Raw genomic sequence first — 17,504 nt, 5'->3', positions numbered from 1 at the left:
CTAGTGAGAACCATTCGCCTTGGGGAGATCCCCGCCCAGTGAGGGCGCGTCTGACGAATGCCGCCCGTCGCGAGCCGAGATTCGGGTAGACGCGTCCCAAGGCCGAGAAGGAGCCCATAGGCGGAGCCATGGACGATGACGCCCAGCCTACGGTCGTGACTGGTGAGAGGCGGCCCTGCCGTGTGACGGCGCTGGTCGGCGGCGCCGAGTCCCAGAGGCGTGGTCGGTGAGACGCCGCCCGTGCCGCAGGCCGGTGCCGGGAGTGGTAGTCCTGTCCTCGTGCCGATCACAGACGAGGAGCTGGCCCTGGCGGCGGCGCGAGCCGGAGCCGCCGTCGTGCGCGCCATGTGGGGGACGTCGCTGACGCGCTTCGCGAAATCGGCGGACGACTTCGCCACGGTCGCCGACATCGAAGCGGAGAAGGCCATCCTCGGCGTCATCCGCGCGGCTCGCCCGGACGACGCCGTGACGGGCGAGGAGAGCGGCCGCACCGGGCGGGACGGCGCGGAGCGCGAGTGGCTGGTCGATCCCCTGTGCGGCACGTTGAACTACGCCGCGCGCACCATGCTCGTCGCGGTGAACGTCGCCCTGCGGACGGGCTCCGCCGTCACGGCGGCGGCCTGCGCCGACCCCTTCGCCGGCGAGGTGTTCTGGACGGACGGCGCGCACGCGTACGTCCGCCGCGACGCCGGAGACACCCGCGACGCCCAGGACCCGAGGGGCGCCCGGGGCGTCAAGGACGCCGACGGCGCTTGGGATGGCGGAGATGGCGAGGTCGCGAGGGGCGCCCGGGACGGTGGCGACGGCGCGGATACCGGAGGCGCTGGGGAGGTCAGGGAGGCTCAGGGCACCGGGGATGAGCGGCTCGTGCCGTCGGCCGAGTCGCGGCTGGTGGACGTCAACCTCGACCCGCCGTTCCCGAACGCGCCGGCCTTCCGGGCCGCCGCGCTCCTCGCCGACCCGGGGTTCGCCGAGCGCTTCCGCCCGCGGGTCGTCTCCACCACTCTGGCGGTGGCGTGGGTCGCCGCCGGCCGGCGCGCCGCGTACGTCACCGACGGCCACCTGCGCGACAGCGTGCACTTCGCGGGCGGGATCGCGCTGTGCCAGGCCGCCGGTTGCGTGGTGACCGGCATCCACGGCGAGCCGCTGCACACCGGTGCGGGCGGGCTCGTCGTGGCGGCCGACCGGGAGACGCACCGCGCGTTGCTGGAGATCATCGCCCGCGCCGGGCGGTGAGCATGGTCAGGGGTCAGATGTTCTCGGGCTCGCCCTCGTCGACCTGGAAGAAGGTCTCCCAGGAGGCGCCGCAGTGGCAGCTTGTCCGCTCCAGTAGCTGACCGTCCTCGGTGACTGCGTAACCGTCGTTGAGGCGGACGTGGACGTGCACGCTCATGGGAGTCGCCTTCGTGGTCGTCGGCCGTTCGGGAGGAGCCTTGGGGCCGAACCCCGAAGGCTTAAGAGGTGTTATATACCAATTTGGGTGATTTTTGACGCAAAAGTCAACGTGAGGCGTGGTAGATCTCCTCGAGCAATGCCGCCCCCGCGGCGCCGCCGGGCGCTCCGCTCACCGCCACGGTCTCCCACATCGGAACGGGATCGGCGAGTTCCAGGAAGCGCACGCGGGTGGTCTTGAGGGAGAACGACCGGGGGACCAGGGCGACGCCGAGGCCGTTGCCCACGAGATCCAGCAGGGAGTGGACGTCGGTGACCTCCAGGGCCACGTGGCGCTCGACGCCGGCGGAGGCGAGCGCCTCGTCGGCCCGCGTACGGGTGCCCCAGTCGGGCGGGAAGTCCACGAACCGCTCGCCCCGCAGCGCCTCCAGCCGCACCTTCCCGGACGCGGCCAGCAGGTGCCCCGGCGCGCAGGCCAGCACGAGCGGCTCGGACGAGAGAGGGGCCACCACGAGGTCGTCGGGCTCGTGCGCCGGGCGGGACACCAGGGCGAGGTCGAGGCGGCCCTCGCGCACCTGCTCGACCAGCTCGCCCGAGCCGCCGTGGCGCAGCCGGATGTCGAGACCGGGATGCGACTGCACGAACCCGGCGAGCACGGCCGGCAGGTCCACCGCGTGCAGGCACTGCAGCGAGCCGATGGACAGCGATCCGCGCAGCAGCCCCTGGACGGCGGCGACGGCCTCACGTGCCGCGTCGCTCGCGGCGAGCGCCCGCCTGGCCTCCACCAGCAGCGCCCTGCCCTCGGGCGTGAGCCGCACCTGCCGGGTGCTGCGGCGGAACAGGTCGGCGCCCAGCTCCCGTTCGAGCGCGCGGATGGAGGCCGACAGACCGGACTGCGCGATGCGCAGACGATCGGCCGCCCGTGTGAAGTGGCTCTCCTCGGCGACCGCCACGAAGTATCTGAGCTGCCGTAACTCCACCGCTTATCACCCACGCTGCTCAATGCGATCGGAATCTTCTGTTGGACGGCTTAATGCCGAATCCGCAGGATAGGACACAGAACTCTGATCTGTGCCATTCGAAGGGGGATCTTCTTATGCGGACTCGCCGCATCGGCGACGTGCAGGTCGGCGCGATCGGTCTCGGGGGCATGCCGATGTCCATCGAGGGGCGGCCCGACGAGCAGCGCTCCATCGCGACCATCCACGCGGCACTGGACGCCGGGGTGACGCTCATCGACACGGCCGACGCCTATCACCTGCACGCGAACGAGGTGGGCCACAACGAGACGTTGATCGCCAAGGCTCTGGCGAGCTACGGCGGCGACACCTCGGACGTGCTGGTCGCCACCAAGGGCGGGCATCTGCGCCCCGGCGACGGCACCTGGACGCAGAACGGCTCGCCCGACTACCTCAAGCAGGCGTGCGACGCCTCGCTCAAGCGGCTGGGCGTCGACGCGATCGGCCTCTACCAGTTCCACCGGCCCGACCCGCAGGTGCCGTACGAGGACTCGGTCGGGGCGATCCGCGACCTGCTGGACGCGGGCAAGATCCGCTACGCCGGCATCTCGAACGCCGACCCCGACCAGATCCGCCAGGCCAACGACATCCTCGGTGGCCGTCTGGTCAGCGTGCAGAACCAGTTCTCCCCGGCCTTCCGCTCCAGCGAGCCGGAGCTGGAGCTGTGCGCGGAGCTCGAAATCGCGTTCCTGCCGTGGAGCCCGTTCGGCGGCATCACCAAGGCGGGCGAGCTGGGCTCGCGCTTCGCGCCGTTCGCGGAGGTGGCGCGGGAACGCAACGTGAGCCCCTACCAGGTGTGCCTGGCCTGGATGCTGGCCAAGGCGCCGGTGGTCATCCCGATCCCCGGCTCCTCGCGGCCGGAGACGATCCTCGACTCGGTCAAGGCCGTGGACCTGGAGCTGTCGTCGGAGGAGCTCAGCCGCCTCGACGTGGCGGGCTGAGGACCGGCACACCCGTCCGGACCGAGCGGACGTGTCCGGGCCGGGCTCACTTCTCCGGAGTCGTCTCGTCCAGGGCCGGACCGAGTCGTCCGGGCCGAGCTCACTTCTCCGGGGGAGCCGACCCGTCCAGGGGCGACTCCGGGGCCGGGCCGACTCCGGGGCCGGGCCGACTCCGGGGCCGGGCCGACTCCGGGGCCGGGCCGACTCCGTGCGAGCCGACTCGTACGGGGACTCACTCGTCCGCCCACTGACGGTGCCGGGCGGCCGCGGCCAGCGCGGCGGCCCGCGCCGCCTCGGTCGGCGTGAACGGCAGGTCCGGCCGCCGCGCCACCAATACGCCCCCGGTGGGCACGGGAATGGTCATCACGGTCGGTTCCTCCGCGGGGACCGGCTCGCCGGGGCCGTGCATGCCGATGTCGGCCGTCCGCAGCAGTTCGGTCATGGCCGCGACCAGCTCGCCCGGGTCGTCGCGTACGCGGCGGCCCAGCAGCAGCGCCTGGATGCCGGGGTCGATGAGGTCCCTGACCTGGGCGGGGACGATCACGGCGTCCGCCCCGCCGGCCCGGTCGACCGCCTGCCACAAGTCGTGGGGCGTCAGCGAGGCGGGGGCCTCGACGATGAACTCGTCCAGGGCGTCGCAGCCTCCCGGCAGCATCGACGCGCTTCCGGCGGGCGCGATCTGCAGGGCGAGGATGTTGCAGTGCAGCCGGGCGAACGCCCCGGCGAGCGCGGCGAGGCGGCCGGGCCGTTCGGCGACCCTGGCGCGCACCCGCCACAGGCTCGTGGACTGCTCCGCTCCGGCCCGTGCGCGTAGCCGTACGCCTCCCGGGGCCGACAGCCGCCGGTGCACGGCCGAGCCGAGGATCAGCGCCAGGCCGAGGCCGACGAGGATCACCGGGCCGGGGTCGCGGTGGCCGAGCAGGGTGGTCAGCACGTGGGCGAGGCCGACGGCGAGGAAGAGCGCGGCCAGTTCCGCGATCTCCCGCCGCCAGGACCGCCGGTGCTGCGGGTGCTGGTGATGCGGGCCGGGAGACGCGTGACCGCCCCCGTCGGCGGCATTTCTCGGTTCGCTCATACTCCGAAGTCTGACCGGGCGTTGTTACATGGTCACCGTCCGTGGAATGTCGCCCGCATTAATCCGTTTTCACACGCCCGTCGTTCTCGCCGCCAGATCATCAGGGCGCCGGTCAGCCTCGTTCTGACCACCGCCCCCGTTGCCCGTGAGCCAATCTCGGGAGATGATCATCATCGTACGGAATCCGTGGGAGCGGTCCCACCAGCGAGGAGCGACGTATGGACGACTTCGGACAGGCGCTCGCGGGCATCGATCCCAACGTGCCCAGCGTCGCCCGGATGTACGACTACTACCTGGGCGGAAAGGACAACTTCCCGGCCGACCGGGAGGCCGCCGAGAAGATGCTCGCCATCGGCCGCCAGATGGGCAACGACGGGCGGGAGATCGCCCGGGAGAACCGCGGCTTCCTCGGCCGTGCCGTACGGCACCTGGCCGAGTCGGGGATCACCCAGTTCATCGACATCGGCGCCGGGCTGCCCACGCAGGAGAACGTCCACCAGGTCGCGCAGCGGCACGCCCCGGGATCGCGCGTCGTCTACGTGGACAACGACCCCGTCGTCCTCGTCCACGCGCGGGCGCTGCTGGCCGACAACCCGGACACGATGGTCATGAACGGCGACCTGCATGATCCCGGCGCCATCTTCGACGACCCGGCGGTGCGGGCCCACATCGACTTCACCCGCCCGTTCGCCGTCCTCCTGGTCTCGGTGTTGCACTTCGTGACCGAGGACGAGACCGCCGCCCGCATCGTGGCGGAGGTGCGCGAACGGCTGATCCCGGGCGGCCACCTCGTGCTGTCGCACATCTACAAGGGCGACATCGAGGAGGAGGTCGTGGAGGCGAGCAAGCAGGTCTACTCGGCCACGTCCTCCGGCGGGCTGGCGGGCCGGTCGCTCGGGCAGATCACGTCGTTCTTCGACGGGCTCAAGATCCTGGAGCCCGGCGTGGTCCCCGTGCAGGCGTGGCGTCCCGACGTCCCCTGGGAGGTGCCGACGGACCCGGGCAACTCCGGCATTCTCGGAGCCGTCGGCCGCAAGCCCTGACCCCGGCGCCCTGTGCTCTGCCCCGGCGCCCTGTGTCCTGCCCCGGCGCCTTGTGCTCTGCCCCGGCGCCCTGTGTCCTGCCCCGGCGCCTTGTGCTCTGCCCCGGCGCCCTGTGTCCTGCCCCGGCGCCCTGTGCTCTGCCCCGGTGCCCGGTTCTGGGCACCGCGCGCCGCGCAGCGGGCATCCCGCACCAGCATCGCGCACCGCGCGCACCGCATCCTGCGCCCCGCATCCTGCGCCGGGCACCCACGCACCGCGCGTCGCATAGCCGGCAGCGGGCATCCCGCATCGCGCTGCGGGGGCGGCCGGACGAGCAGGCCGTACGACGGGGCGGCTCGCGGAAGCCCGCCACTGGTTCCGGTGGCGGGCTGTCGCGGCGGCGTGCGTGGTCAGGCGCTGACCGCCTTCTTGTAGAGCCGGGTCGCCAGCGGGACGAACACGACCAGCATGACGGCGATCCACAGCAGCGACGCCGGGACGGCGTGCTGCAGGGGCCAGGCGTCCGCGGTCTTCATCGCGGCGCTGGTGTTGCCGAAGAGCTCGCGCGCGCCCTGCGTGATGGTCGAGACAGGGTTCCACTCGGCGACGACGCGGAGCGGCGTGGGCAGCGCGGAGCTGTCGAGGAAGGCGTTGGAGATGAACATCAGCGGAAAGGAGAGCGTGGTGGCGACGTTGTTGAAGCTCTCCGGGGTGCGCAGGGCCAGCGCGACGGTCGCGGTGAACCAGGAGAACGCGTAGGCGAACAGCAGCAGCAGCCCGAAGCCGAGAACGACCTCGTGCGGCGAGGAGTGCACCCGCCAGCCGACGATCAGTCCCATCACCGCCATGACGACCAGGCTGGCGAGGTTCATCAGCAGGTCGCTGACGGTCTGGCCGATCAGCACCCCGGACGGGGCCATGGGCAGCGAGCGGAACCGGTCGAAGATCCCCTTCTGCAGGTCCAGGGTCAGCGTGTAGCCCGTGACCTGCGCGCTCACGAGCACGGCCTGGACGAAGATGCCGGGGATCAGGAACTCTCGATAGGACATCCCCGGGACGTGGATGACGCTGCCGAAGACGTAGGCGAACATCAGCACGAACACGATCGGGAACATGATCGCGGAGCCGAGCAGGTCGGGCGATCGCCTGATCTTGAGGGTGTTGCGCCTGGCGATGGTCCAGCCGTCGGCGATGGGCATGGTGAGCGCGTTCATCGAGCGGCCTCCCGGGCCTCGGAGTCGGTGCCGGACGCCTGGTGCCCGGTCAGCGTGAGGTAGACGTCGTCGAGGGTGGGCCGCCGCAGTCCGGCGTCGCGCACCCGGACCCCGGCGTCGGCGAGCAGGTCGAGGACCCGGCGCAGCGACTCGACTCCGTCGGTGACCGATACGGTGACCTGGAGCGATTCCGGCACGGTCCGCACGTCGCCCGCGGCGAACCGGGCGAGGGTCTGCCGGGCGGTCTCCAGCTCGGCGGCGTCGGTCACGGTCAGCTCGATGCGGCTGCCGCCGACCTGGTCCTTGAGCTCGTCGGCGGTGCCGCGGGCGATGGCGCGGCCGTGGTCGACCACCATGATCTGGTCGGCCAGGCGGTCGGCCTCCTCCATGTACTGCGTGGTGAGCAGCAGCGTGCTGCCGCCCGCGACGAGTTCGGAGATGGTGTCCCACAGCGCGGCCCGGGCGCGGGGGTCCAGGCCCGTGGTGGGCTCGTCGAGGAACAGCACCGGCGGGTCGGCGACCAGGGCGCCCGCGAGGTCGATGCGGCGGCGCATGCCGCCCGAGTAGCCCTTCACCGGACGGTCCGCCGCCTCGGTGAGGTCGAAGCGTTCGAGCAGCTCACGGGCGCGGGCCTTGCTGTGCCGTGCGCCCAGGTGGTAGAGCCGTCCGATCATCTCCAGGTTCTCGGCGCCGGTGAGGTGTTCGTCGACGGCGGCGTACTGGCCGGACAGCCCGATGGACGAGCGCAGCCGCCGGGCGTCGCCGACGACATCGCATCCGGCGACGGTGGCGCGGCCGCCGTCGGGCCGCAGCAGCGTGGTCAGGACCCGCACCGTCGTGGTCTTGCCGGCGCCGTTCGGGCCGAGCAGGGCGAGGACCGTCCCCTGCGGGACGGCGAAGCTCAGCCCGTCGAGAGCGGTCACCTCGCCGTATCTCTTGACCAGTCCTTCGGCCGTGATCGCGTCGCTCATAGGGGGTCTCCTTGCTGGGTGTGCGGAGGTCAGGACCGGTGGATGTCGATGTCGCCCCAGTTGGTGTTCGCGTGCACCTCGGCGACCCTGTCGGTGGTCCCGGGGCCTTCGGCGGGGTCGAGGGTGTTGCGCACCACGCCGTTCTTGGAGTGCACGTCGAGCCACGCGGACGTGCCCTCGGCGATGCCGACGCCGATCTTGCCGTAGCCGGTCTCCAGGTGGATGGTGCCGCTCGCCACCGCGTGCACCCGGATGCCGCCGTGTGCGGTCTTGGCGGTGAGGTCGGCCACCGCGCGGTCGACGGCGATGTCGCCGTGGGCGGTCTTCAGCTGCAGCGCACCGGTCGCCTCGCCGATGGCGATGCCGCCGGTGGAGGTTCGCAGCGTGCCGGGGCCGTCGATGGTCTCGATCCGGATCGCCCCGGTGGACGTGGTCACCTCGGCGGGGCCGATCACCCGGTCGACCGAGACGTCGCCGTACGACGCCCTGATCTCCAGCGGGCCGGTCTCGTCCAGGCGCAGGTCGCCGTACGAGCTGTGCAGGACGGCCTGGCCGAGCGGGCCGGTGGCGACGAGCCCCATGGCGCCCTGGGTCTCGACGCGGGAGCCGGCCGGCAGCTCGATGGTCACATCGATGGAGCCGCGCCACGGCAGCAGATATCGCAGGGCCTTCGGCTTGGGGTCCTTGACCAGCAGCCGTCCGCCGGAGAACTCGACGATGATCCGCTCGGCGACCTGCACGCTCGCCTCGCTGGAGGGGTCGCTGGGGCGCACCTCCACCACGGTGTCGGCGCGGTCGCTCGCGTGGACGCGGACCTGGCCGAGGTAGATCTGGATGTCGGCGGTGATCGGCTCGGGGGTGTCGAAAGCGGGCATGGCGGAGCCCTCCTCATGGGTCCGGTGGAACATCCCGGCCTCGGGGCCGGGCGAAGAGTGGTGGCGGGGTGACGAGACCGGGGGCGCCGCTAGCGCACCCAGCCGGTGTAGCTGCGCCCGCTCCGGGGCTGCTGCGGGCGGCCGGCGGGAGCACTCCCGGCGCCCGGCTCGAACGCGGCGGAGACGGCGCGGACCAGCCAGGCGTTGACCGAGACGCCCTGCCGGGCGGCCGCCTCTTCGACCCGCACCTTGAGGTGCTCGGGCAGGCGCAGGGTCACCCGCGCGGTGCCGCCCTCCTCGCCGTACGGCTGCGCGGCGGGCGGGGTGGCCTCTGCCGCCGTCGGCGGCGCGGTCTCCGTCACGGCGTCAGCGTCCTCCGGCGACGGTTCCGAGTGCGGTGGCGTCACCACGAACGCCGGGTCGCCACCGCGGAGCCGCACGTCGACCGAACCCGGGGCGAGATCTCGGGTGATCTCGTCCGCCGCCGCCGACAACGCCTCCAGCAGGGTGAGCCTGGTCGCGGATTCGAGAGCGCTCGTGAGGCGTTCGGCGAGCTCGCGAGCATCGGGACCGCCCGCTTCGGCGGCCACGGTGAGCTGACGGCGGAGGTTCTCGACGTACGGCATCAGATCCATGACCCAACTATGACGCCATTATGACGTCACGTCAATCGTTAATGACGTCACGCGGCATCATAGTGATGTCATATGAGGACGGCCGTCCAGAAAACGGCAGTACAGAGCGGATGCTAGGTGATGTCATGAATGCGCCACACGGCGGCGGGGAACGGCGGGTGGGTGCGGCAGCAGGGAAACGGTGCAGGTTGACGCCACGAGCGGCCTGACGCCGCCTTCGCGCGTCGGCCGGCTCACGCACTGCTCGATTAGACGCCGCCCGCGCGCATCGACCATCTCGTGGGTCAACCGGCCCGCGCTCCGGCCGGCTCGTGAGCCGGCCGGTGTCGTGTCCGCCGGTCGGCGGGGGTCAGCGCAGGGCGCGGGTGAGCACGTCGAGGGTGATCTCGATGATGTCGTCCGGGCCCGCGTCCGCCGCCGTGGGCTCCTGCTCGTGAGCCGCGGACTCCAGGCTGTGAGCCGCCGGATCCGGGTCGTGCGCCGCAGCGAGCTGCGGGTCGTGGGCCGCCGGCTCCCGGTGGTGTGCCGCGTCGGGCATGAGGCGGCGGGCGCCCGCCCGCAGCACGCCCCACGCCAGCTCGGCCCGCAGCGCCGGGTGGTCGGTCCCGGCCTCGCGTAGCGCGTCGGCGAGGGGTGCGATCAGCTCGCCGTGCAGCTCGTCCACCCGCACCCGGCACTCGCCCGGCAGCCCGATCGCCTGCAACGCGGGGATCAGCGCGTAGTCGGGGCTGCCGACGAAGTCGAGCGCGGCCCTGCCGTACGCGCGGATCCTGGCGGGCAGGGAGGCGTCCGGACCGGTGGGGGCGATGGCGGCGCGCAGGCGGGCCGACCAGCGGGGAAAGGCGTCCTCTACGAGCTGGGCCAGGATGTCGGCGGTGGAGGAGAAGTAGCGGTAGACGCTGGAGCGGGCGAGGCCGATGCGGGCGCCGACGGCCGCCGGGGTGAGCGCGTGCACGCCCTCGGAGACCAGGATCTCCCGCGCCGCCTCCAGCAGGGCGGCGTGCTGGTTGGCCCGGTGATCCGCGACGGTCGCCGCGCTGATCCTCGGCATTACCCCCTCCAGGGTCGCTACATGTCCAGGTCGCGACCTCCAGTATCCGGCCCGCCCGCGGCGACCGGCTCCGGCGACTCGTCCTTCGCGACCGGCGTGCGGGGGAGCAGGAGGGTGACGCCGACCCCGGCGAGCAGCGCCAGCGCCGTGATGAACGTGACCCTGCGGGTCGACTCGGCGGCGGCGTCGACCGCCACCGCGTGGATCACCGGGTCGCGGAGCGCGGGAATGGCGGCGCCGGCGCTTTCCTCGACCGCGCGCGCCGCGCTCGTGCGCACCTGTTCGGGCCGGTCGGCGAGCCCGCGTTCGACGGCCGAGCCGAGCCCGGACACCAGCACCCCGCCGAGGATCGCGACGCCCAGCGCCGCGCCGAGCTGGCGGACCGTGCTCTGCAGCGCGGACGCGCCGCCGGACAGCCGCGCGGGCACGTCGGCCATGAGGACGCCGGTGAGCTGCGCGGTCGCGAAGCCGATGCCCGCGCCGTAGACGAGCAGCCACGGCACGGGCCGCCAGGCGCCCATGTCCGCCGAGAGGGACAGGCCGATCCCGGCCGCGCCGACGGCCTCCAGGGCGAGGCCGATCCGCACGATGGTCCGCGGCGACCACCTCTTCGACAGCGGGGGGACCATCCCGCCCGCCAGGAAGGTGCCGAGGGCCAGCGCGGCGATGACGAGGCCTGCCCGGAAGGCGGTGTAGCCGAGCGCGGACTGCAGGAAGAGCGGCAGCACGAGGATCATGCCGAACTCGCCGAGCGCCACGATCACCGCCGCCATCGCGCCGTAGCGGAAACTCGGCAGCTCGAACAGGGTCAGGTCGACGAGCACCGCCAGGCCGGCGCGCCCGCGCCGCCGTTCGCGCACCACCAGAGCGACCAGCGCGACGATGCCGACGCCGAAGGCGAACGGCACGGGGGAGACGCTCTCGAACCGCAGGCCGAACACGTCCGCGATCCGGCGCGGCTCCCACCAGCCGTACTTCTGGCCCTCGATCAGGGCGAAGACGACGCCGGTCGTGCCGAGCACGGCGAGGACGAGCCCGAGCAGGTCACCGCCCGTCGCGTGGCCGTCCCGCGACTCGGGCACCCGCAGCGAGCCGAGCAGGAGCAGCGCGGCGATGGGCAGATTGATCCAGAACGCGGCCCGCCAGCCGTATTCGGTGACGAGCCAGCCTCCCGCCAGCGGGCCGACGGCGGCCATGCCGCCGATGATGGAGCCCCAGACCGCGAAGGCGATCACCCGCTGACGGCCGACGTAGACGCGGTTGATGATCGCGAGGGTCATCGGCACGGCCATCGCCGCCCCCACGCCCTGCACGGCCCGTACGCCGATGAGCATGGGCCCGTTAACCGACATCGCCGCCAGCACGCTCGCCAGCAGGAAGACCGCGACCCCCAGGGCGAACAGGCGGCGCCTGCCATAGCGGTCGCCCGCCCGGCCGAAGGGGATGAGCAGCGCCGCGAACATCAGCGAGTAGATCGAGTTGACCCACTCCACGTCGGTGGCGCCGAGGCCCAGGTCGGAGATGATCGCGGGCACCGCGACGTTCACGATCGTGGCGTCGATGACGACCATCGACACGCCCGTGGCGAGCACGATGAGGGGTATCCAGCTCTGGCGCGATGTTTGCGACGACATGTCGCGAACTATAGCAACACGCTGTCGCCAATCGCTCACGAGCGCCGGGCGCGGGCGCGGCGCTTGCCCTCGTGCATGGCCTGCACGCGGGCGACCGGGATCGTGTGGCCCTCCTCGATCAGGTCGCGGGGCAGCCGCTGGGGCTCCGGCATGAGCGCGGCCCAGGGGTCGTCGTCCCGCAGCAGCCCGGCTGCCGTGTGGACGGTGAAGTCGCCGGGGGCGATCCGGTCCAGGTCGTCCCATGCCACCGGGAACGACACGGGGACGCCGGGCCGTACGCGCGGGCTGTAGGCCGCCACCACGGTCGCCCCGCCGGATCGGGTCGAGTCGATGAACACCTTGTCTCCACGGTCCTCGCGGATGAACGCCGTCGTGGCGAGGGCCGGGTCGAGACGCTCGGCGCGTACGCCGAGCGCGCGGGTGGCCGCGGCGACGTCCACGGTCGCGTGCGCCTCCAGCGGCACGAACACGTGCAGGCCCTTGGCGCCGCTGGTCTTGACCGCGCCCGACAGGCCGGCGTCGGCCAGCGCCCGGCCGACCAGGCGGGCGGCGGCGACGGCCTGCGGGAACGCCTCGGCCGACGGCGGGTCGATGTCGAGCACGAGATGGGTGGGACGGTCCCACTCGCCGGCCCGGACGAGGGCCGGGTGATACTCCACCGCTCTCTGGTTGGCGAGCCACAGCAGGGTGCGCCGGTCGTCGCACAGCGCGTACGACACCCGCCGCTGCGACGACTCGGCCCAGACGGTGACCGTACGCACGAAGTCCGGGGCGTAGGAGGGCACGTTCTTCTGCATGAACGGCGCCTGGCCCTGCCGCACCCGCACCACCGACAGCGGCCGGTCGCGCAGCACCGGGATGATGCGGTCGCGGACGGCGTCCAGGTAGTCGACAAGGTCGCGTTTGGTCGCGCCCGCGTCGTCGAAGAGCGGCTGGTCGAGGTTGGTCAGCGTGACTCCGTCGCGCACCTCATCGCTGGTCATCCGATCACCATGCCCGCGCTCGGGCCGGGGAATCAACCGTCGAGCGGGGCCGGATAGCCGCGCAGCACCTTCTTCGGCTCGCGCGCCTCGGCCTTCCGCGGTGTCCGCTTCGGCCTGCCCGCCGATCGGGTGCCGACGTCCTCGGCGCCATTGCGCCGCCTGCGCAGGCGGCTGTCTGTCTCTGAATATGAGATGTAATTGCTCAAATAGCGAGACATATGGAAGGGTGTCCACATGGCACACGAAACGGCCGTTTACACCCACGGCTTTCACGAGTCCGTCCTGCGCTCCCACCGCTGGCGTACGGCCGCCAACTCGGCGGCGTACCTGCTGGGCGTGCTGAAGCCCCACATGCGGATCCTGGACGTCGGCTGCGGCCCGGGCACGATCACCGCGGACCTGGCCGGGCTGGTGCCGGAGGGCGAGGTGATCGGCCTCGACACCGGGCCCGAGATCCTGGAGCAGGCCCGCCGCGAGGCGGAGGGCCGCGGGCTGGGCAACGTGAGCTTCACGACCGGCGACGTGCACGCGCTCGACTACCCCGACGCCTCCTTCTGCGTGGTGCACGCCCACCAGGTGCTCCAGCATGTCGGCGACCCGGTGGGCGCGCTGCGCGAGATGCGGCGGGTGACCAAGCCGGGCGGGATCGTCGCGGTGCGCGACTCCGACTTCGCCGGCTTCGTCTGGTATCCGCAGATCCCGGCCATGGACGACTGGCTGGACCTCTACCGCCGGGTGGCCCGCGCCAACGGCGGCGAGCCCGACGCCGGCCGCCGCCTGCACGTCTGGGCCAGGGAGGCCGGATTCACCGACATCACCTCGTCGTCGTCCACCTGGTGCTACGCCACCCCGCAGGAACGGGAGTGGTGGGGCGGGCTGTGGGCCGAGCGCACGGTCCAGTCGTCGTACGCCGACCGTGCGGTCGAGAGCGGCCACGCGACGCGGGACGAGCTGCGGCGGATCGCCGACGGCTGGCGGGAGTGGGCCGCGAGCGAGGACGCCTGGTTCAGCGTCCTGCACGGCGAGATCCTCTGCCGCGTGACCTGAGCGCCCCGCTCGCGGCCATGCCGCCCGGTGCCTCCCGGTGCCTCCTGGCGGTCAGGGGGAAGGATGGAAGTGCGACGTCCATCGACGCGCACGGCCACTGGGCTGCTCCGCCCCGTTGAGCCCGTGCCGGAGGAGGGGTGCCATGCGGTCGGCGGCGGGGGACCCGGTGACGCTGTTCCTGTGCGGTGACGTCATGCTGGGCCGCGGCATCGACCAGATCCTTCCGCACCCCGGCGATCCCGTGCTCCAAGAGCCGTACGTCCGGGACGCCCGGGTGTACGTCGGGCTGGCGGAGGCGGTCAACGGCCCGGTCCCGCGGGAGGGCGGCTACTCCTGGCCCTGGGGCGACGCCCTGGAGGTGCTCGACGAGGTCGCCCCCGACGTACGCGTGCTCAACCTGGAGACGAGCATCACCCGCAGCGGCGACTTCGCCCCGGGCAAGCAGATCCACTATCGGATGAACCCGGCCAACATCCCCGCCCTGGCCGTGGCCCGGCCCGACGTGTGCGTGCTGGCCAACAACCACGTGCTCGACTTCGGCGTACGCGGGCTCGTCGAGACGCTGGACGTGCTGGAGGAGGCGGGGCTCGACCAGGCGGGCGCGGGACGGGACGAGGACGAGGCCCGGCGGCCCGCGATCGTGCCGCTCCCGGGCGGCGGGCGGGTCCTGGTGTTCGCGGTCGCGATGCCGTCCAGCGGCGTCCCCGCCGGATGGGCGGCCGCCCCCGGCCGGCCCGGGGTGGCCTTCCTGCCCGGGGCGACCCGCGACGCCGCGGCGGATATGGTCGCTCGGGTCCGGGAGGTCAAGCGGCCGGGGGACATCGCGGTCGTCTCCATCCATTGGGGTTCCAACTGGGGCTACGAGGTCGAGGACGACCAGGTCGAGTTCGCGCACGCGCTGGTCGACGGCGGCGTCGATCTCGTCCACGGCCACTCCTCGCACCATCCCCGCCCGATCGAGGTGCATCGGGACCGGCTGATCATCTACGGCTGCGGGGACTTCATCAACGACTACGAGGGCATCTCCGGATATGAGGCATACCGCGACGACCTGCGGCTGATGTACTTCGCGACGGCCGAAGCGGCCTCGGGGCGGCTGCTGGAGCTGCGGATGGCGCCGATGCGGGCCGTGCGGCTGCGGCTGCGGCACGCGCGCGGCGACGACCGCGAGTGGCTGCGGGCGACACTCGACCACGCCTGCCGGGATTTCGGCACCCGGGTCGTCCCGGCGCCCGGCGGCACGCTCGCCCTCGCGCCGCCCGGGTAGGAGGGGGTCACGATGCTGGTCCACGAGATCATGACGACGCCGGTGGTGACGGTCCCGCGCACGTGGACGATCAAGCAGGCCGTCCGCCTGCTGTACGAGAAGGACATCACGGCCGCGCCGGTCGTGGACGAGAACGGGCGGATGGTCGGGATCGTCAGCGAGATGGACCTGCTGCGCGGCGAGTACGGGGCCAACCCGCGGGCCTTCCTGCGTCCCGAGGCGCCGCCCACCAGCAGGCCGCCCGCGCTCGTCGAGGAGGTCATGACGCCGCACGTCCGCACCGTGGCGGAGGACGCCGACACCATGGAGGTGGTCGAACTGATGATCACGACAGGGGTGAAGAGCGTCCCCGTCGTGCACGACGGCGAGCTCGTGGGGATCGTCAGCCGCCGCGACCTGATGGGCCTGCTGGCCCACGGAGACGAGCGGATCCGCGAGGACGTGCTCGCGGCGCTGCGCGACTGCGCCGAGACGGCGTCCTTCGGCGCGGCCGTACGGGACGGCGTCGTCGAGCTGTACGGCCCGGGTGACGAGCGGTCGGCCCGCATCGCCGAGCTGGTGGCCAGGACCGTCCCCGGAGTGGTCGACGTCGTCTTCCCCGAAGGCACCGTCAGCTAGACCGGATGCGGTGCCGGTGTCAGGCGTCACGCCGTTGAGCACGACGGGGCGGCGAGCGCGGTGACCGACCAGCACCTGGTCATCCACGAGCAGCACTGTGATCAACGTCCGGCGTCCTCTCCGGCGTGGTGAGGCGCAGCCGCCTGATCACTCGCCATCGTCGTGCGGCCCGCCCCGACCAGCACGTTGATCACGGCGATGTGGTGAGCGACCACCGCTACCAGGCGGCACGGCCGCTGGAATGTCCCGATCGTGACGTCCCCGAGGAGATCGTCCGTCAGCCGAGCCGGTCGAGCACGTCGGTGGCGAGGCGTTCGAGCGCGGTGACCTGCTCGCGGGTGAGGCCGTCGAAGAACACGCTGCGCACGGTCTCCACGTGCCCGGGGGCCGCGGCGGTGATGGCCCGGCGGCCCTCCTCGGTGATCACGACGTACGCGCCGCGGCCGTCGTCGGCGCACTCCTCCCGCCGGACGAGCCCGCGGCGCTGCATCCGGGTGAGCTGGTGCGACAGCCGGCTCTGCTCCCATTGCAGGTCGCGCTGCAGCTCGTACGGCCGCAGCCGTCCCTCCTCGTGGTCGGTGAGATGCACGAGGACGTCGTAGTCCGCCAGGGACAGGCCCGAGTCGGCCTGCAGCTGCCGGTTGAGCCGGGCGGTCAGGCGGCCCTGCATGCGCAGGTACGCCCGCCAGGCGCGCTGCTCGTCCGCGTCGAGCCACCGGGGGCTGTTCATGCTCTCCAGGCTATCCGGAATCAATGACACGTCATGTATGTTGTCAGGCACCAGTAGATGACACATCATCTACATGGCGACGAGGAAAGGGCACCCCATGACCACGACCAGGCTGACCCCTCGTGTGGACGTCCGCCGGGCGGCCGAGCGTTTCGCGACCCGCATCTCCTGGCTGGATTCCAAGCACTCGTTCTCGTTCGGCGGCCACTACGACCCCGACAACACCCACCACGGGCTGCTGCTGGTCAACAACGACGACGTCGTCCACCCGGGCACCGGCTTCGAGACCCACCCGCACCGCGACATGGAGATCGTCACCTGGGTGCTCCAGGGCTCCCTGGTCCACCAGGACTCCGAGGGCCACTCCGGCGTCATCTACCCGGGCCTGGCCCAGCGCATGAGCGCCGGCACCGGCATCCTCCACTCGGAGAAGAACGACTCCTGGAGGCTGACCGGCGGCGACACGCACGACAAGCCGGTGCACTTCGTCCAGATGTGGGTGGTCCCCGACGAGCCCGGCATCACGCCCGGCTACGAGCAGCTGGAGATCGAGAACGAGCTGCTGGCCGGCGGCCTGGTGCCGGTCGCGAGCGGCATGGACAAGCACGCAGGCGAGGCGGCCATCCGGATCAAGAACCGGTACGCCGCGCTGTACGCCGCCCGTCTCCAGCCGGGCCAGAGCGTGGAGCTGCCCGAGGCGCCGTTCCTGCACCTGTTCGTACCCCGGGGGACCGTCACCCTGGAGGGTGCGGGCACTCTGGAGACCGGCGACGCCGTACGGTTCACCGCCACCGGCGGCCAGAAGGTCACCGCGACGGAGCCCGCCGAGATCCTCGTGTGGGAGATGCACGCGACGATCGCCGCCTGACGACGAGCCGGAACAGACGAGCCCGGAAAGACGATTCCGGAACACACGAGCCCGGAACAGACGAGCCCGGAACAGACGAGCCCGGAAAGACGATCTCGGAACAGACGAGTCGGGAACAGACGAGCCCGGAAAGACGATCTCGGAACAGACGAGTCGGGAACA

18 protein-coding genes are annotated in these 17,504 nt (G+C 72.1%); 7 read left to right on the top strand and 11 right to left on the bottom strand.

All coding sequences use genetic code 11. The features are described from left to right. Positions 1-279 precede the first annotated feature (279 nt). Complete coding sequence (locus OHB01_RS00975; protein WP_328854802.1) at positions 280-1,236, top strand: inositol monophosphatase family protein; 957 nt, start codon at positions 280-282, stop codon at positions 1,234-1,236. 13 nt (positions 1,237-1,249) lie between these two features. On the opposite strand, the gene OHB01_RS00970 is transcribed toward OHB01_RS00975, so the two are convergent. Both OHB01_RS00970 and OHB01_RS00965 read right to left on the bottom strand, forming a co-directional pair. Next, entirely contained in the window at positions 1,250-1,393 is a 144-nt protein-coding gene (locus OHB01_RS00970; RefSeq protein WP_168066047.1) for a hypothetical protein, read from the bottom strand. Positions 1,394-1,499: 106 nt separating this feature from the next. Continuing rightward, entirely contained in the window at positions 1,500-2,372 is an 873-nt protein-coding gene (locus OHB01_RS00965; RefSeq protein WP_328854801.1) for a LysR family transcriptional regulator, read from the bottom strand. Between the two features lie 116 nt (positions 2,373-2,488). Between OHB01_RS00965 and OHB01_RS00960 the strand changes: the two genes are divergently transcribed. After that, positions 2,489-3,352: an aldo/keto reductase gene (locus tag OHB01_RS00960; protein WP_328854800.1), complete on the top strand. Its 864-nt coding sequence runs from the start codon at positions 2,489-2,491 to the stop codon at positions 3,350-3,352. 232 nt (positions 3,353-3,584) lie between these two features. Here the strand turns inward: OHB01_RS00960 and OHB01_RS00955 are convergent, their stop codons facing one another. Further along, on the bottom strand, positions 3,585-4,427 hold the full coding sequence (locus OHB01_RS00955; protein WP_168066049.1) for a hypothetical protein: 843 nt from the start codon (positions 4,425-4,427) through the stop codon (positions 3,585-3,587). Positions 4,428-4,645: 218 nt separating this feature from the next. On the opposite strand from OHB01_RS00955, the gene OHB01_RS00950 reads away from it, so the two are divergent. After that, entirely contained in the window at positions 4,646-5,470 is an 825-nt protein-coding gene (locus OHB01_RS00950; protein ID WP_142648628.1) for an SAM-dependent methyltransferase, read from the top strand. A 389-nt stretch (positions 5,471-5,859) separates the two neighbouring features. On the opposite strand, the gene OHB01_RS00945 is transcribed toward OHB01_RS00950, so the two are convergent. From OHB01_RS00945 to ligD, 7 genes are all read right to left on the bottom strand, one after another. Further along, a complete protein-coding gene (locus tag OHB01_RS00945; protein WP_142648629.1) occupies positions 5,860-6,663 on the bottom strand; it encodes an ABC transporter permease in 804 nt (267 codons plus the stop codon). Continuing rightward, a complete protein-coding gene (locus OHB01_RS00940) occupies positions 6,660-7,634 on the bottom strand; it encodes an ATP-binding cassette domain-containing protein (RefSeq protein WP_328854799.1) in 975 nt (324 codons plus the stop codon). Before OHB01_RS00940 ends, OHB01_RS00945 begins: the two co-directional genes overlap by 4 nt. A gap of 29 nt (positions 7,635-7,663) precedes the next feature. Continuing rightward, on the bottom strand, positions 7,664-8,509 hold the full coding sequence (locus OHB01_RS00935) for a DUF4097 family beta strand repeat-containing protein (protein WP_142648631.1): 846 nt from the start codon (positions 8,507-8,509) through the stop codon (positions 7,664-7,666). Between the two features lie 89 nt (positions 8,510-8,598). Next, complete coding sequence (locus tag OHB01_RS00930; protein WP_147944308.1) at positions 8,599-9,144, bottom strand: toxin-antitoxin system HicB family antitoxin; 546 nt, start codon at positions 9,142-9,144, stop codon at positions 8,599-8,601. Between the two features lie 349 nt (positions 9,145-9,493). Next, positions 9,494-10,195 (bottom strand): TetR/AcrR family transcriptional regulator, encoded by a 702-nt coding sequence (locus tag OHB01_RS00925; RefSeq protein ID WP_240971565.1) that lies wholly within the window; start codon positions 10,193-10,195, stop codon positions 9,494-9,496. A 17-nt stretch (positions 10,196-10,212) separates the two neighbouring features. Further along, positions 10,213-11,829 (bottom strand): MFS transporter, encoded by a 1,617-nt coding sequence (locus OHB01_RS00920; RefSeq protein ID WP_142648633.1) that lies wholly within the window; start codon positions 11,827-11,829, stop codon positions 10,213-10,215. Between the two features lie 35 nt (positions 11,830-11,864). Further along, positions 11,865-12,812, bottom strand: a complete 948-nt coding sequence (ligD, locus tag OHB01_RS00915; protein ID WP_142648634.1) for a non-homologous end-joining DNA ligase — start codon at positions 12,810-12,812, stop codon at positions 11,865-11,867. A 234-nt stretch (positions 12,813-13,046) separates the two neighbouring features. Between ligD and OHB01_RS00910 the strand changes: the two genes are divergently transcribed. The 3 genes from OHB01_RS00910 (at position 13,047) to OHB01_RS00900 (ending at position 15,744) form a co-directional block, all read left to right on the top strand. Then, positions 13,047-13,859: a methyltransferase domain-containing protein gene (locus tag OHB01_RS00910; RefSeq protein ID WP_328709416.1), complete on the top strand. Its 813-nt coding sequence runs from the start codon at positions 13,047-13,049 to the stop codon at positions 13,857-13,859. Between the two features lie 142 nt (positions 13,860-14,001). Beyond that, a complete protein-coding gene (locus tag OHB01_RS00905) occupies positions 14,002-15,126 on the top strand; it encodes a CapA family protein (protein ID WP_328854798.1) in 1,125 nt (374 codons plus the stop codon). 12 nt (positions 15,127-15,138) lie between these two features. Next, the gene (locus OHB01_RS00900) at positions 15,139-15,744 is read left to right on the top strand and encodes a CBS domain-containing protein (protein ID WP_142648637.1); all 606 of its coding nucleotides are present in this window, start codon (positions 15,139-15,141) and stop codon (positions 15,742-15,744) included. Positions 15,745-16,021: 277 nt separating this feature from the next. Here the strand turns inward: OHB01_RS00900 and OHB01_RS00895 are convergent, their stop codons facing one another. Beyond that, positions 16,022-16,474: a MarR family winged helix-turn-helix transcriptional regulator gene (locus OHB01_RS00895; RefSeq protein ID WP_142648638.1), complete on the bottom strand. Its 453-nt coding sequence runs from the start codon at positions 16,472-16,474 to the stop codon at positions 16,022-16,024. Positions 16,475-16,571: 97 nt separating this feature from the next. Between OHB01_RS00895 and OHB01_RS00890 the strand changes: the two genes are divergently transcribed. Next, a complete protein-coding gene (locus OHB01_RS00890) occupies positions 16,572-17,342 on the top strand; it encodes a pirin family protein (protein WP_142648639.1) in 771 nt (256 codons plus the stop codon). The last annotated feature ends 162 nt before the right edge of the window (positions 17,343-17,504 follow it).

The sequence above is a fragment of the Microbispora hainanensis genome (genome assembly GCF_036186745.1).
Taxonomy (GTDB): Bacteria; Actinomycetota; Actinomycetes; order Streptosporangiales; family Streptosporangiaceae; genus Microbispora.
Note: the sequence above shows the minus strand (reverse complement) of the source record. Positions and strands in the feature narration are given on the sequence as shown.